General features: G+C 63.2%; 10 protein-coding genes. 7 read left to right on the top strand and 3 right to left on the bottom strand.

Going from position 1 to position 13,307, the window contains the following annotated elements; all coding sequences use genetic code 11:
* Positions 1–20: 20 nt before the first annotated feature.
* From paaC to KZJ38_RS02790, 5 genes are all read left to right on the top strand, one after another.
* A complete protein-coding gene (paaC, locus tag KZJ38_RS02810) occupies positions 21–824 on the top strand; it encodes a 1,2-phenylacetyl-CoA epoxidase subunit PaaC (RefSeq protein ID WP_219798696.1) in 804 nt (267 codons plus the stop codon).
* Positions 825–938: 114 nt separating this feature from the next.
* Positions 939–1,721 carry a 1,2-phenylacetyl-CoA epoxidase subunit PaaD gene (paaD, locus tag KZJ38_RS02805; protein ID WP_246641626.1) on the top strand — a complete coding sequence of 261 codons (783 nt, stop codon included), beginning with the start codon at positions 939–941 and terminating at the stop codon, positions 1,719–1,721.
* Positions 1,722–1,744: 23 nt separating this feature from the next.
* Positions 1,745–2,839, top strand: a complete 1,095-nt coding sequence (paaE, locus tag KZJ38_RS02800) for a 1,2-phenylacetyl-CoA epoxidase subunit PaaE (protein ID WP_219798695.1) — start codon at positions 1,745–1,747, stop codon at positions 2,837–2,839.
* A gap of 215 nt (positions 2,840–3,054) precedes the next feature.
* Entirely contained in the window at positions 3,055–3,660 is a 606-nt protein-coding gene (locus KZJ38_RS02795; protein WP_219798694.1) for a TetR/AcrR family transcriptional regulator, read from the top strand.
* 229 nt (positions 3,661–3,889) lie between these two features.
* On the top strand, positions 3,890–4,558 hold the full coding sequence (locus KZJ38_RS02790) for a GNAT family N-acetyltransferase (protein WP_219798693.1): 669 nt from the start codon (positions 3,890–3,892) through the stop codon (positions 4,556–4,558).
* Between the two features lie 37 nt (positions 4,559–4,595).
* On the opposite strand, the gene KZJ38_RS02785 is transcribed toward KZJ38_RS02790, so the two are convergent.
* Positions 4,596–5,117 (bottom strand): Lrp/AsnC family transcriptional regulator, encoded by a 522-nt coding sequence (locus KZJ38_RS02785; RefSeq protein ID WP_219798692.1) that lies wholly within the window; start codon positions 5,115–5,117, stop codon positions 4,596–4,598.
* Positions 5,118–5,276: 159 nt separating this feature from the next.
* Between KZJ38_RS02785 and hppD the strand changes: the two genes are divergently transcribed.
* Positions 5,277–6,392 (top strand): 4-hydroxyphenylpyruvate dioxygenase, encoded by a 1,116-nt coding sequence (gene hppD, locus KZJ38_RS02780; RefSeq protein WP_219798691.1) that lies wholly within the window; start codon positions 5,277–5,279, stop codon positions 6,390–6,392.
* Between the two features lie 95 nt (positions 6,393–6,487).
* Here hppD and KZJ38_RS02775 read toward each other — a convergent pair whose 3' ends face one another.
* Positions 6,488–6,712, bottom strand: a complete 225-nt coding sequence (locus KZJ38_RS02775) for a hypothetical protein (RefSeq protein ID WP_425518301.1) — start codon at positions 6,710–6,712, stop codon at positions 6,488–6,490.
* Between the two features lie 366 nt (positions 6,713–7,078).
* On the opposite strand from KZJ38_RS02775, the gene KZJ38_RS02770 reads away from it, so the two are divergent.
* Positions 7,079–10,702 (top strand): indolepyruvate ferredoxin oxidoreductase family protein, encoded by a 3,624-nt coding sequence (locus KZJ38_RS02770; RefSeq protein ID WP_219798690.1) that lies wholly within the window; start codon positions 7,079–7,081, stop codon positions 10,700–10,702.
* A gap of 152 nt (positions 10,703–10,854) precedes the next feature.
* On the opposite strand, the gene KZJ38_RS02765 is transcribed toward KZJ38_RS02770, so the two are convergent.
* Positions 10,855–13,143, bottom strand: a complete 2,289-nt coding sequence (locus KZJ38_RS02765; protein WP_219798689.1) for an NADP-dependent malic enzyme — start codon at positions 13,141–13,143, stop codon at positions 10,855–10,857.
* Positions 13,144–13,307: the final 164 nt, after the last annotated feature.

Below are 13,307 nucleotides of genomic sequence, written 5' to 3'. Positions count from 1 at the left end.
CGCAAAGCCGGATGACAGACATGAACGCCACGCCACATCATCTCGCCTACGTGCTGCGCCTCGCCGATACCGCGCTGATTCTCGGTCAGCGCAATGCCGAGTGGTGCGGGCACGGCCCGATACTCGAAGAGGACATCGCGCTTGCGAACATGAGCCTCGATCTGATCGGTCAGGCGCGCCTGCTCTACACGCACGCGGCGTCGCTCGAAGAGACGCCCAACGGCCAGCCCCGCACCGAGGACGACTACGCGTATTTCCGCACCGAACGCGAATTCGCGAACTACACGCTCGCCGAGTTGCCGCACTACGGGCCGCTCGCCGGCAGCGCACAGGCGGACAAGGACTACGCCGTGACGATCGCGCGCAACTTTCTGTACTCGGCATTGATGGCGCACTTGTGGACCGCGCTGACTCGTTCTGCCGACGCACAGCTTGCGGCAATCGCAGCGAAGTCGTTAAAGGAAACGCGCTATCACGTGCACCACGCGCGCGAGTGGCTGATCCGCTTCGGCGACGGCACCGACGAATCACATCGCCGCGCGCAAGCCGCGCTCGACTGTCTGATGCCGTACACGCGCGAATTTTTCAGCGCCGATGCAATCGAGGACTCGATCGCGGCAGCGGGCATCGGACCGAAGACAGCGGAACTCGAAGCCGTCTGGTTCGACGATGTACGCGCCGCGCTCGACGAAGCGACGCTCACGCTGCCCGAACCCGTCAAGCATGTGAGCACGGGCAAGCATGGCGAGCATTCGGAGCACATGGGCTATTTGCTCGCGGAAATGCAGAGCGTCGCGCGGCAGTATCCGGGCGCGACCTGGTGATCGCCGGTCGCCGCTCACTCCATGCACCACAACCGCAATCGGAATCGCAATCGCAATCGCACGAATCGCTTTACCTCAGACCACGCGAAACGGAGCACCAAACGGAGCACCACAATGACGACGACAATCGCACGCCACCGCGAGGACGACGAGGACACAGCACTCGCCCGCGCATGGACGGCGCTCGAAGCAGTACCGGATCCCGAGATCCCGGTCGTCTCAATCCGTGAACTGGGGATTTTGCGCGATGTGCGCCGCGCGTCTGACGGTGTGCTCGAAGTGGTCATCACGCCGACCTACTCCGGCTGCCCTGCGATGTGGCAAATCGCCGAAGACATCGGCACTGCACTCGACGCCGCACACTTGAAGCCGTATCGAATCGAGACCGTGCTCGCGCCGGCGTGGACCACTGACTGGATCGGCGCCGAGGCACGCGAAAAACTGCGCGCCTATGGCATCGCGCCGCCGACACATCAATGCGCGGTTGATGGCATCAACCACATCGAGTCCGGCCCATACGCGCGTGCGCTCGAAAAAGTCGTCCGCTTTGCCCCGCGCGAGCGCGTCGCATCGACCGTATCCGGCGCCGCTTCCGCATCCGCGGGATCCCTCGCGTCGACCGCCTGCGCCGGGCTAACCGCACCTGCCGCATCGGCTACCCTCGCCTCGCTAACCGAACCCGCGGCCGCATCGATCGCCCGCGCCAGCTTTTCCGCATCCGCCGCATCACCGGCCCACTCCGCAATCACCGCACCCACCGCTTCCGCGCCCCCGCCCTGCTCCCACTGCGGCTCCGCCCACACCGAACGCCTCGCGCAATTCGGCTCGACCGCATGCAAGGCGCTCTACCGTTGCGTCGATTGCCGCGAACCCTTCGACTACTTCAAGCCCTACTGACCCACTCCAACTAACCGACCGCCATGCCGAGCCCCACTCCGCAATTCCACGCGCTGCGCATCCGCGAAGTCCGTCCGGAAACCGCCGACGCGGTCTCGGTCGCATTCGAAGTGCCGCCCGATCTGCGCGACCACTACCGTTTCACGCAGGGCCAGTTCGTTACGCTAAAGGCGCATATCGACGGCGAGGAAACGCGCCGCTCGTATTCGATCTGCGTCGGCGTCACCGACTACGATCGCGACGGCGAATTACGCATCGGCATCAAGCGTGTGCGCGGCGGCCGCTTTTCGAACTTCGCGTTCGACGTGCTGCAGGCCGGCCATACAGTCGACGTGATGACGCCCGACGGCCGTTTCTTCACACACCTGAACGCCGAACAGGGCCAGCAATACGTCGCGTTCGCCGGCGGCTCCGGCATCACGCCCGTGCTCGCGATCATCAAGACGACGCTCGAAATCGAGCCGCGCAGCAACTTTACGTTGATCTACGGCAACCGCAGCGTCGACTCGATCATGTTCGCCGAGGAACTCGAAGACCTGAAGAACCGCTTCATGAACCGTTTCGCGCTGTATCACGTGCTGTCGGACGACCTGCAGGACGTCGAACTCTTCAACGGCGTGCTCGACGAGCGCAAATGCACGGCGTTTCTCGAAACGCTCGTGCCCGCCGCGACGATCGACGAAGCCTTTATTTGCGGCCCGGCGCCGATGATGGACGCCGCCGAAGCCGCGTTGAAAGCGACCGGACTCGCGCAGGAAAAGGTCCACGTCGAACGCTTCGGTTCGCCGCTGCCGCAAGCCGGCGTGCCGCCCGCCGAGATCACCGGCGACACGCCGACCGCCGATCTCGAGATCGTGCTCGACGGCAAGCGCCGCAAGCTGCGCCTGCCGTACGAGGGCTTGAGCCTGCTCGACGTCGGCTTGCGCGCGGGGCTTGCGCTGCCCTATGCGTGCAAGGGCGGCGTCTGCTGCACGTGCCGCGCGAAGGTGCTCGAGGGCGAAGTGAAGATGGACCGGAACTACACGCTCGAAGCGCATGAGATTCGCGACGGCTTCGTGCTGACCTGCCAGTGCCATCCGGTGACGGATAAGGTGGTCGTCAGTTACGACGAACGGTAAGCCGAACAAGCCGCGGATAACCACTCAAAAGCGACGCGATAGCAACCAGAGGGCAAACCCAAAGGCAACCGGAAAGCGTCGCAAACTTGCCCACAGAAACCGGCGCCACAGCGCTTTCGGCGCACTCGCGATCCGCTTACACTAGGGCCGCTCGCGCGCGGCCGCACGATTGCCGCGCGCTGGCCGCCCTTTCAGCTTTCGAGAAAACAAGAACCATGGCCCGAACCCGAGCCCCCGACCACGAAACGCAGCGCGACCAGATTCTCGAGCTTGCCGCGGAAAAGTTTGCGCAGACGAGCTACCCGAGCACGTCGATGTCCGATCTCGCCGCGGCGAGCGGCACGTCGAAAGCGCGCCTTTACCACTACTACGAGAGCAAGGAAGCGATCCTGTTCGATCTGCTCGACCGCTACACGAAGCGGCTGATGCTGATCATCGCCGAGGTGGAAGGATCGAGCCAGCGACGCGGGCTCACCGAACGCGAGACGTTCGCGGAGCTGATCCGCGCGTTCCTCGCCGAATACGAAACTTCGCACAGCCGCCACGTCGCGCTGCTCAACGACGTGAAATACCTCGACGAAGCGCAACGCGACGTGATCCTGAACCGCCAGCGCGACGTGGTGGCCGCGTTCGCGCGCCAGCTTGCGCGTGCCTACCCCGAGCGCGTCGCGCGAGAGAACCAGACCGCGCTGACGATGATGGTGTTCGGCATGATCAACTGGACCTTCACCTGGCTGAAGCCGGGCGGCCGGATGGGCTACCGCGAGTTCGCGGAGCAGGTGGTCGGGATGGTCGATCACGGCCTTTCGGTGACGAAATGATTTTGCAGAGCAGCATGCGGCGTGGCTATTTTGCGACGAAAGCCTGCGCATAACGCGAGCGCTCACTAACGTTCAACCCCCTGAAAAACAAGGATTTGCATCGACACGCTGAGCCTTGTTGCCGCTCAGACATGTCCGAAATACGGGTTTTCCCTAGTGATGAATGAAGCTTTCAGTTAAAATCACTGCTGCGGCGCATCATGCCGTCAGATGAATAGGAGAACCCGCCATGAGCAAGACGACTGCCCGAGCCAAAGAGCCGATCGCGCTGCCCGATCGCGCGTCGAGCGCGGCCGGCCTTGCGCCTGCGCTGGTTCGCGAACTGAGCTCGAAAGACCGCGAGCGCCTGCTCGCCCACTTCCTGAGCCTCGGCGAAGACGATCGCCTGCTGCGCTTCGGCCAGTTCGTGCCGAACCACGTCATCGAAAACTACGTTCGCACGCTCGACTTCGACCGCGACCGGGTCTTCGGCGTCTTCAACAGTGAACTCGCGCTGAGCGGTGTCGCACACCTCGCGTACCTGTCGCCGGAAGACGGCGAGCGCACGGCCGAACTCGGCGTGTCGGTGCTCGAAAGCGCGCGCGGCCGTGGTATCGGCACGAAGCTCTTCGAGCGCGCGACCATCCGCAGCCGCAACACGCATGTCACGACGCTCTACATGCATTGCCTGTCGCGCAACAAGACGATGATGCATATCGCAAAGAAGGCGGGCATGCGGATCGAGCGCGCGTACGGTGAAGCCGACGCATATCTGAAGCTCGCGCCGGCGGACCAGTCCAGCATTCTCAAAGAGATGCTCGAAGAGCAGGCAGCCGCGTTCGACTATGCGTTGAAGCGCCAGGCCCAACAGACGTCGACGCTGCTCGAATCGCTGTTGCCGGCGGAACTGGCCGCCTGATTTCTTCGTTTGGCGACACGCAGCACAGCGCGCGAATTCACCTGATCGGCAACGCCGTCGTCTCCTTGAACGTCTCGAGCGAGAAGCTCGACTTCACATCGACGACGGACGGGTGATGCAGCAGCACGTCCTGCACGAAGTGCGAAAAGTGCGCCATATCGGCGACCTGCACGCGCAGCAAGTAATCCATCTCACCGGTCATCGCGTGACAGGCCACCACCTCGGGCCACGTCTGCACGGCCGCGCGAAAAAGCTCTGCATGCGTCGCCCGCGCGTGCACATGGGCTGACTCGCCTCGTGCGCCGCCGCCTACCGGCGTTCCGCGCTTTTCAAGCCGCACATTGACGAACGCGAGCAGACTGAGCCCGAGCTGCTGCGCATCCAGCAACGCGACGTAGCCGCGAATCACACCGCTCTCCTCGAGCCGGCGAATCCGCCGCAAGCATGGGCTCGGCGACAGATTGACCCGCTCCGCAATTTCCTGATTCGACAGCCTGCCGTCCTGTTGAAGGATCGCGAGAATACGCCGGTCGATTGCATCGAGTTCTGGTTCAGCCATCTTCTGCCGTCCTGACGCGAAGTCACGCTATTAAATAGCTAAACACTAGCCATCGACGATTAATTTCGCAAGTTTCCGCTGTACTGCCATCGATAAACTTGCTTCATCGCGTCCGTTTCGGGCGTAGGGCATCTCATGGCATTCCGGATGGAGACTCGCATGAAGGTACAAACGTGGGACAACCCCGTCGGCACCGACGGCTTCGAATTCATCGAATACACGGCCCCCGACCCGAAGGCGCTCGGCAAGGTATTCGAGCAGATGGGCTTTACGGCCATCGCGCGCCACCGGCACAAGAACGTGACGCTGTACCGCCAGGGCGAAATCAACTTCATCATCAACGCGGAACCCGACTCGTTCGCGCAACGCTTCGCGCGGCTGCATGGTCCGTCGATCTGCGCGATCGCGTTCCGTGTGCAGGATGCGGCGAAAGCGTACCGCCACGCGCTCGATCTCGGTGCCTGGGGCTTCGACAACAAGACCGGTCCGATGGAACTGAACATTCCGGCGATCAAAGGCGTCGGCGATTCGCTGATCTATTTCGTCGACCGCTGGCGCGGCAAGAACGGCGCGAAGCCGGGCAGCATCGGCGACATCGGCATTTACGATGTCGACTTCGAGCCGATCCCGGGCGCGGACCCCGCCGCAACCAGCACCAGCCCGCCCGTCGGCCATGGCCTCACCTACATCGATCACCTGACGCACAACGTGCACCGCGGCCGCATGCGCGAATGGGCCGAGTTCTACGAGCGCCTCTTTAACTTCCGCGAAGTTCGCTACTTCGATATCGAAGGGAAAGTAACCGGCGTGAAATCGAAAGCGATGACCTCGCCGTGCGGCAAGATCCGTATTCCGATCAACGAAGAAGGCTCGGAGACGGCCGGCCAGATTCAGGAGTATCTCGACGCCTATCACGGCGAAGGCATCCAGCACATCGCGCTCGGCACGAACGACATCTACCGGACCGTCGACGGCATGCGCGCATCGAACATCGCGCTGCTCGACACGATCGATACCTACTACGAACTCGTCGAGCGCCGCATACCGAACCACGGCGAACCGCTCGATGAACTACGCAAACGGAAGATCCTGATCGACGGCGCGCACGACGATCTGTTGCTGCAAATCTTCACAGAAAATCAGATCGGGCCGATCTTCTTCGAGATCATTCAGCGTAAGGGAAACCAGGGTTTCGGCGAAGGCAACTTCAAGGCGCTGTTCGAATCGATCGAGCTCGATCAGATCCGCCGCGGCGTGGTGAAAGACAACGCTTGAATCGAAGGACGGGGACGAAGTGCCGGACAAACCGGCGAATCAACGAAGTGCAGCGCGTACAGACAACGACAAGGCGAATGACGAAGCGAACGCCGTCATTCGTCCGACGGCGCGCGCAGTGAAACACTACTGCCTGTGGAAGAAGCGTCGTCGCGATTGGCATCCGCCGATGTGCGCGACACAGTTTGCGCCGTACGAACGATACCGTTCGAACCGGTGTTCGACGCAGGCTGTGCGCTATTCGCGCGCACCGGTGCGTTGATGGCGAAAAATGCTGCTGAGACCATCAGGAAGGTCTGGACATGCTTGCTGTTCATCATGCTTGCTCCTGTTCTGATTGCCTGCGCTGCGAAGCTTCACCCCATGTGAAACGTTGCCGGGAAAGCGCAGGTGGGCTGTTAGACAAGCGTTCGACAGCCAGTTCCAGCCGCCGGCGGCTTTTACAGCTTGTTACACCGGAGAACGGCACGTCATACCGGAGGTCATACCTGCGTCATGAGAAACCGTGTCGAACCGCGCATTGCAGGGGCCGTGTTGCAATGCGGCGGGTTTTTCCGGGTGCTACCATCGACTAAAACCCGTCATCATGGCGGCCAGGCCATGACGGTCGATGCCAACGCATTCACAAGATGCTGCGGCGTCATGCAGTTTTTGGTGATCCCAAAGTCGCTGGAGGAGTACACATAATGAATGCCCCACTGGACGCAGGTCAGCGAGCCTCGCTCGAAGCCGCGTTAACGTCGGTTACGCTCGACGACAAATACACACTCGAACGCGGCCGTGCGTATATGAGCGGCATCCAGGCGCTCGTGCGGCTGCCGATGCTGCAGCAGGAGCGCGACAAGGCCGCGGGACTCGACACGGCCGGCTTCATCTCCGGCTATCGAGGCTCGCCGCTCGGCGGCCTCGACCTCTCGCTGTGGAAGGCGAAGAAACACCTCGCAGCGCATCAAATCGTTTTCCAGCCAGGCGTCAACGAAGACCTCGCCGCGACCGCAGTCTGGGGCTCGCAGCAGGTCAACCTGTACCCGAGCGCGAAACACGACGGCGTGTTTTCGATGTGGTACGGCAAGGGCCCCGGCGTCGACCGTTCGGCCGACGTCTTCAAGCACGGCAACTCGGCCGGCTCGTCACGGCACGGCGGGGTGCTGGTATTGGCGGGCGACGACCACGCAGCGAAATCGTCGACGCTCGCGCATCAGTCCGAGCACATCTTCAAGGCCTGCGGGCTGCCCGTGCTGTTCCCGTCGAACGTGCAGGAATATCTCGACTTCGGCCTGCACGGCTGGGCGATGAGCCGCTATTCGGGCCTGTGGGTCGCGATGAAGTGCGTGACCGACGTCGTCGAATCGTCGGCCTCGGTCGATATCGATCCTCACCGCACGCAAATCGTTCTGCCGACCGACTTCGCCATGCCGGAAGGCGGACTCAATATCCGCTGGCCCGATGCGCCGCTCGTGCAGGAAGCGCGACTGCTCGACTACAAGTGGTATGCGGGTCTCGCCTACGTGCGCGCGAACAAGCTCGATCGCATCGAGATCGATTCGCCGCATGCGCGCTTCGGCATCGTCACCGGCGGCAAGGCGTATCTCGACGTGCGCCAGGCGCTGTTCGATCTCGGGCTCGACGACGAAACCTGCGCGCGCATCGGCATCCGGCTCTATAAGGTCGGCTGTGTCTGGCCGCTCGAAGCGCAAGGCGCGCAGGCGTTCGCGCGCGGCCTCGAAGAAATTCTCGTGGTCGAAGAAAAGCGCCAGATTCTCGAATACGCGATCAAGGAAGAGCTGTACAACTGGCCCGATGCGCAGCGTCCGCGCGTGTTCGGCAAGTTCGACGAGAAGGATGGCGCCGGCGGCGAATGGTCGGTGCCGATGGGCAACTGGCTGCTGCCCGCGCATTACGAGCTATCGCCGGCCATCATCGCGAAGGCGATCTCCACACGGCTCGACAAGTTCGATCTGCCGTCCGATGTGCGCGCGCGCATCGCGGCACGCATCGCCGTGATCGACGCGAAGGAAAAAGCGCTCGCGCGGCCGCGTGTCGAAGCCGAGCGCAAGCCGTGGTTCTGCTCCGGCTGCCCGCACAACACATCGACCAATGTGCCCGAAGGTTCGCGCGCGATGGCCGGCATCGGCTGCCACTATATGACCGTGTGGATGGACCGCAGCACGAGCACGTTCAGCCAGATGGGCGGCGAAGGCGTCGCGTGGATCGGCCAGGCGCCGTTCACGAACGACAAGCACGTGTTCGCGAATCTCGGCGACGGCACCTACTTCCACTCAGGGCTCATTGCGATTCGCGCGGCAATCGCGTCGAAGGCCAACATCACGTACAAGATTCTGTACAACGATGCGGTCGCGATGACGGGCGGCCAGCCCGTCGACGGCACGCTGACCGTGCCGCAGATCACGCATCAGCTCGCGGCCGAAGGCGCAAAGCGCATCGTGATCGTCACCGACGAGCCGGACAAGTACACGCCGAACGTCGGCCTCGCGCCCGGCATCACCGTGCACCACCGCGATCAGCTCGACGACGTGCAGCGCGAGCTGCGCGACATCGAAGGCACGACGATCCTGATCTACGACCAGACCTGCGCGACCGAGAAGCGCCGCCGCCGCAAACGCGGCGCGTATCCGGACCCGGCGAAGCGCGTCGTGATCAACGAAGCCGTGTGCGAAGGCTGCGGCGATTGCTCGGTGCAGTCGAACTGTCTGTCGGTCGAGCCGCTCGAGACTGAGTACGGCACGAAGCGGCAGATCAACCAGTCGACCTGCAACAAGGACTATTCTTGCCTGAAGGGCTTCTGCCCGAGCTTCGTCACCGTTGAGGGCGGGCAGTTGCGCAAGCCCGCGGCCACCGGTGTCGCGAGCGATACGATGCCGCCGGTTCCGGAACCTGACGTGCCTGCGATCAGCCACCCGTACGGCGTGCTCGTCACGGGCGTCGGCGGCACCGGTGTCGTGACGATCGGCGCCTTGCTCGGCATGGCCGCGCACCTCGAAAGCAAGGGCGTGACCGTCCTCGACGTCACGGGCCTCGCGCAGAAAGGCGGCGCCGTGATGAGCCACGTGCAGATCGCGAACCGTCCCGACGATATCCACGCGACGCGTATCGCAATGGGGGAAGCGGACCTCGTGATCGGCTGCGACGCGATCGTGACCGCCAGCGACGAATGCGTATCGCGGATGCAGAACGGCCGCACGCACGTCGTGCTCAATAGCGCGCCGACGCCGACCGCGGCATTTATCAAGAATCCGGACTGGACCTTCCCCGGCGCCAGCACCGACGCCGACGTGCGCGCCGCGGCCGGCGACGAACATGTGTCCGCCGTCGATGCGAACCGCTTTGCAGTTTCGCTGCTCGGCGATGCGATCTATACGAACCCGTTCGTGCTCGGTTACGCGTGGCAGCGCGGCTGGCTGCCGCTCACGCACGAGTCGCTGCGTCGCGCCATCGAACTGAACGCGGTGCAGGTCGAGAAGAACCTCGCTGCCTTCGAGTGGGGCCGGCGCGCCGCGCACGACCTCGCCGCGGTGCGCGCGCTCGCGGGATCGCAGGGCCGCACGCCCGACTCCGACACGGCCGGCAGCAAGATCGTATCGCTGCATACGCCGAAGGCGCTCGATACGCTGATCGACAAGCGCGTCAAGTATCTGGCCGCATATCAGAACAATGCTTATGCGGCGCGCTACAAAAAGCTTGTGGACGAAGTGCGCGCGGCCGAAACCGCGCTCGATCCATCCCGTACGTTTGATACTCAATTGCCGCTGACCGAAGCCGTCGCGAAGAATCTGCACAAGCTGATGGCCTACAAGGACGAGTACGAGGTCGCGCGCCTCTATACGGACCCGGTGTTTATCGAGAAGGTGAAGGCAAACTTCGAAGGCGACTGGAAGCTCAAGTTTCACCTCGCTCCGCCCGCGCTTTCGAAGAAGGACGCGCACGGTCATCTCGTGAAGAAGCAGTTCGGCCCGTGGATGCTTGGCGCGATGCGCGTACTCGCGAACATGCGCTTCCTGCGCGGCACGGCGTTCGACGTGTTCGGCAAGACGGAAGAGCGTCGCACCGAACGCGCGTTGATTGTCGAATATGAGGCGCTCGTGCGCGAACTGATCAGCGGACTCGCTCAAGGCAACTCGGCCTCGGCGGAACGACGCGCGCTGGCCCTCGAACTGGCGAACCTGCCGGACGGCATCCGCGGCTATGGTCACGTGAAGGAAAACAACCTGAAAGGCGTGCGGTCGAAATGGTCGCAACTGCTCGCGAAATGGCGCGCGCCCGCTGGAGGCTGGACGCGACACGTCGCGTAACCGCTGTACCGCCGCCGCTCGACGCTGAGCGACGGCGAATGCCATGAACGCGTAAAAAAGGGGCGCCCGATCCGTTCGAGACGCCCCTTCTGTTTTGCGAAGCCCTACGTCAGCTCTATGGCGCAGACAACGCAGCGCTCAGCGCACATCGCTTACTTCGCGACCGCCTGCCGCACCGCGACGTTCGCCGACGCCACTGCCGTCATGTTGATGATGCGTCGCACCGTCGCGGCCGGCGTCAGGATATGCACGGGTTTCTCGGCGCCGAGCAGGAACGGCCCGACCGTCACGCCGTCGCCGCCGATCATCTTCAGCAGGTTGTACGTGATGTTCGCCGCTTCGACGTTCGGCATGATCAGCAGGTTCGCTTCGCCCGCGAGCGTCGTGCCGGGGAATGCCGCCTTGCGCACGGCCTCGGACAGCGCCGCGTCGCCGTGCATTTCGCCGTCGATTTCGAGGTTCGGCGCGCGCTCGGAAATCAGCTTGCGCGCCGCCGCCATCCGCTGCGACGACGACGAAGGCGAGCTGCCGAAGTTCGAGCTCGACAGCAGCGCGACCTTCGGCGCAATGCCGAACTTCTCGATCTCGCGCGCGGCCAGCAGCGTCATGTCGGCGAGCTCTTCAGCGGTCGGGCATTCATTGACATACGTGTCGCAGATAAACAGATTGCGGCCCGGCAGCATCAGCAGGTTCATCGCCGCGAAGTTGCGCACGTTCTCCGACTTGCCCAGCACCTGATCGATAAACTTCAGATGCGTGTGGTACTGGTCGATCATGCCGCAGATCATCCCGTCCGCATCGCCGAGACGCACGAGAATCGCACCGATCAGCGTATTGAACTTGCGCATCGCGGCCTTCGCCACTTCGGGCGTCACGCCTTCGCGCGCGCCGATCTCGTGGTACTCCTGCCAGCACTTCTGATAGCGCGGGTCGTCCTCCGGATTGACGATCTCGAAGTCTTCGCCACACTTGAGCTTCGAGCCCATCTTTTTCAGACGCATCTCGACGACCGCCGGCCGCCCGATGATGATCGGGCGCGCGATCTTTTCGAGCAGCACGAACTGAGCGGCGCGTAGCACGCGCTCGTCTTCGCCTTCCGCGAACACGATACGCGCCGCCGGCTGCGATTTCGCGGCGGCAAACACGGGCCGCATCACGAGACCCGTTCGATAGACGGTCGCGCCGAGCTCTTCGCGATACGCGTCCATATCCTTGATCGGCCGCGTGGCGACGCCCGAATCCATCGCGGCCTGCGCGACGGCCGGCGCAATCTTGATGATCAGGCGCGGATCGAACGGCTTCGGAATCAGATAGTCGGGACCGAACTCGAGCGAGTGCCCTTCGTACGCCTTCGCAACTTCGTCGCCCTGATCGGTTTCTTCGGCAAGCTCAGCAATCGCGCGCACGCACGCGAGCTTCATTTCCTCGGTGATCGTCGTCGCACCGACGTCGAGCGCGCCGCGGAAGATGAACGGGAAGCACAGCACGTTGTTCACCTGGTTCGGATAGTCCGAACGCCCGGTCGCGACGATGCAGTCGGGCCGCACCTTCTTCGCTTCTTCCGGACGGATCTCGGGCTCCGGGTTCGCGAGCGCGAGAATCAGCGGCTGCGTGCCCATCTCCTTCACCATCTCCGGCTTCAGCACGCCGGCGCTCGAGCAGCCGAGGAACACGTCGGCGCCCTTGATCGCATCGGCGAGCGTACGCGCATCGGTATGCGCGGCATAACGCGCCTTCGACGGATCGAGATTGTCGCGGCCCTCGTAGATCACGCCCTTCGAGTCCGTCACGAGAATGTGCTCTTTCCCGAGGCCGAGATTGACGAGCAGATCGAGACACGCGATCGCCGCGGCGCCTGCGCCCGAGCAGACCAGCTTCACCTTCGCGAGATCCTTGCCGACCACCTTCAGGCCGTTCAGGATTGCCGCCGAAGCGATGATCGCGGTGCCGTGCTGATCGTCGTGGAAGACCGGAATCTTCATGCGCTCGCGCAGCTTCTTCTCGATGTAGAAGCATTCGGGCGCCTTGATGTCTTCGAGGTTGATGCCGCCGAGCGTCGGCTCGAGCATCGCGATCGCTTCGACGAGCTTATCGGGATCGGATTCGTTGAGCTCGATATCGAACACGTCGATGCCGGCGAATTTCTTGAACAGACACCCCTTGCCTTCCATCACCGGCTTGGCGGCGAGCGGCCCGATATTGCCGAGGCCGAGCACCGCGGTGCCGTTCGTGACGACGCCGACCAGATTGCCGCGCGACGTGTACTTCTGCGCATCGAGCGGCTCGCCGTGAATGGCCATGCACGCGGCTGCGACGCCCGGCGAATACGCAAGCGACAGATCGAGCTGGTTCGACAGCGGCTTGGTCGGTGTGACCGAGATCTTGCCGGGCCGCGGATTCTGGTGATAGGCGAGAGCGCTTTGCTTCAGTTGTTCGTCCATGTTTTGACCTGCGAGACGTTAGGAATTCGAACCCGGTTCGCTCAGATTCTCTCGACCGGGAGCGGACACGGGAGAGCGGCATGGCGAGCGTAAGCGGGGAATCGCGCGCGATTCAGGGTCGGCTAGTGTACCGCTTACAAATGAAGAATCGGCATGAACCGGCG

Source organism: Paraburkholderia edwinii (assembly GCF_019428685.1).
Classification (GTDB): Bacteria; Pseudomonadota; Gammaproteobacteria; order Burkholderiales; family Burkholderiaceae; genus Paraburkholderia; species Paraburkholderia edwinii.
The sequence above is the reverse complement of the archived record's forward strand: the minus strand, read 5'-3'. Positions and strand labels throughout refer to the sequence as shown.

Coding starts and splice junctions, on each gene's coding strand:
- paaC (WP_219798696.1), top strand. CDS start 21: ATGAACGCCACGCCACATCATCTCGCCTACGTGCTGCGCCTCGCCGAT.
- paaD (WP_246641626.1), top strand. CDS start 939: ATGACGACGACAATCGCACGCCACCGCGAGGACGACGAGGACACAGCA.
- paaE (WP_219798695.1), top strand. CDS start 1,745: ATGCCGAGCCCCACTCCGCAATTCCACGCGCTGCGCATCCGCGAAGTC.
- KZJ38_RS02795 (WP_219798694.1), top strand. CDS start 3,055: ATGGCCCGAACCCGAGCCCCCGACCACGAAACGCAGCGCGACCAGATT.
- KZJ38_RS02790 (WP_219798693.1), top strand. CDS start 3,890: ATGAGCAAGACGACTGCCCGAGCCAAAGAGCCGATCGCGCTGCCCGAT.
- KZJ38_RS02785 (WP_219798692.1), bottom strand. CDS start 5,117: ATGGCTGAACCAGAACTCGATGCAATCGACCGGCGTATTCTCGCGATC.
- hppD (WP_219798691.1), top strand. CDS start 5,277: ATGAAGGTACAAACGTGGGACAACCCCGTCGGCACCGACGGCTTCGAA.
- KZJ38_RS02775 (WP_425518301.1), bottom strand. CDS start 6,712: ATGATGAACAGCAAGCATGTCCAGACCTTCCTGATGGTCTCAGCAGCA.
- KZJ38_RS02770 (WP_219798690.1), top strand. CDS start 7,079: ATGAATGCCCCACTGGACGCAGGTCAGCGAGCCTCGCTCGAAGCCGCG.
- KZJ38_RS02765 (WP_219798689.1), bottom strand. CDS start 13,143: ATGGACGAACAACTGAAGCAAAGCGCTCTCGCCTATCACCAGAATCCG.